At 32.8% G+C, this 415-nt stretch carries 1 pseudogene; it reads right to left on the reverse strand.

Annotated elements, in window-relative coordinates:
- Positions 1-415: pseudogene (gmpC, locus tag GUI70_RS25375) on the reverse strand (dipeptide ABC transporter glycylmethionine-binding lipoprotein); the annotation flags it as partial.

Below are 415 nucleotides of genomic sequence, written 5' to 3' on the forward strand. Positions count from 1 at the left end.
ATACAATTCTACGATTTTAGCATATGTTTTGTTATCCAAGTCTTTGTCATTAACTGCAACAATATTAATATATGGCTTTACTGCATCTGAATTTGATTTTTCTAAAAATATCGGATCATTTTTAGGATCTTTACCCGCTTTAGGTGCTACACCGTTATTAATAACTGCAATATCGACATCAGATAAAGCACGTGCAGTTTGTTGTGCATCTACTGCAGTAATTTTTAAATGTTTTGGATTTGACGTTATATCTTTCACCGTGCCTGCTAATCCGAAATCTTTTTTCAGTTTTATTAAACCAGCTGCTTCTAATAGTTTAAGTGCACGTGCTTGGTTTGATACATCATTTGGAATGACAACTTTAGCACCATCTTTAACCTTTTTGACATCTTTAATTTTATCTGAGTAAATGCCC

The sequence above is a fragment of the Deinococcus alpinitundrae genome (assembly GCF_009982895.1).
Lineage (GTDB): Bacteria > Deinococcota > Deinococci > Deinococcales > Deinococcaceae > Deinococcus > Deinococcus alpinitundrae.